The organism is Bacillus sp. N12A5 (genome assembly GCF_026790125.1).
Taxonomy (GTDB): domain Bacteria; phylum Bacillota; class Bacilli; order Bacillales; family Bacillaceae; genus Bacillus.
Genome location: NZ_JALAMR010000035.1, coordinates 1 through 1348, shown reverse-complemented (window position 1 = coordinate 1348; position 1348 = coordinate 1). Strand labels below are relative to the sequence as shown.

1 protein-coding gene is annotated in these 1348 nt (G+C 56.3%); it reads right to left on the bottom strand.

The features are described from left to right. Positions 1-1348: amino acid adenylation domain-containing protein (locus tag MOC09_RS20045; protein ID WP_268371686.1), on the bottom strand; the 1348-nt coding region annotated here is incomplete at both ends.

Genomic DNA, 1348 nt, shown 5'->3' with positions numbered 1-1348 from the left:
CGCTTTGTATTCTCCGCTTCCTGATTCGATGTCCGGCTCAGGCAGGGCTTTGCGGTCTACTTTGCCGTTTGCGGTAACCGGAAGCCCGCTCAGCGTCATCCAGAAGGCCGGGATCATGTAGTCCGGCAGGGTTTCCTTCAGTGCAGATTTCAGCGCTTCTATGTCAGCTGTTTCCGGTGTGACATACGCCGCGATCGCTGTATTGCCGCCTTTATCCTTGACGGCTGTCACCGCCGCATCCTGCACCTCAGAAAGCTGGGCGAGCTGGACTTCGATTTCTGACAGCTCGATCCGGTAGCCGCGGACTTTGACCTGCTGGTCGATTCGGCCGATGTATTCGATGCCGCCGTTCACCCATTTCACCAAATCGCCGGTGCGGTACATGCGTTCACCCGGCACAAACGGATCAGCGACAAACCGCTTCGCGGTTTCGTCTTCCTGGTTCAGATAGCCGCGCGCCAATCCGCGCCCCGCCACGCAAAGCTCTCCGGCTACACCTTCCGGCTGAACCTGCTGGCCCTCGCCGAGAATGTACACTCTCGTATTGGCGATCGCCTGCCCAATGGAAAGCGAGCCTTCCTCCGGATTGATTTCTGTGCTTGTGGCAACGACCGTGTTTTCTGTCGGCCCGTAGTTGTTGATGAGTTTGTACGGCTTTTTCACGGCGCGCTTCAGCTTGTCTCCGCCTGTCAAGAGAACACGGAGTGATGTGTTCTCAAGCTCCATGAACTGTTCTGCCAGCTGCGTCGGCAGGAACGTGATCGTCACGCCGTTTGTTTCGAAATAGTCGTTCAGGCGGACGATATCGAGGCGGATCGCTTCATCAATGACGTGAAGCTCGGCGCCGATGGTCCAGGTCGGGAACATCTCCCAAATGGAGGCGTCGAATCCAAAGCCCGCATACTTCGCACTGCGGTCCTCCGCTGTCATATTAAACGCGTCATGATGCCAGAAGCACAGGTTTACAAGCGCATGGTGCTCAACCATGACACCCTTCGGCTGTCCGGTTGTTCCAGACGTATAAATCATGTACGCCAAGTTCTCCGCAGTTACAGCCGTCTCTGGATTTTCCTCATCGTTTTCATCAAGCGGCAGGCTTAGAATCGTGCGATCCCCGTCGAGAAGAATGACGTCTCCTGAGAAGCTATCCGGCACTGAAATGCCTTCCTGCTTCAAGAGAAGCTTCGCGCCGCTGTCCTGTAAAATATAGTCAATCCGCTGATCCGGATAGTCAGGATCAATCGGCACAAACGCCGCTCCGGCTTTCAAGACGCCGAGCACCGCGGCGGACATTTCAAGTGACGGCTTCGTGAGAACGCCAACGCGGTCATCCGGGCTGATGCCGCAG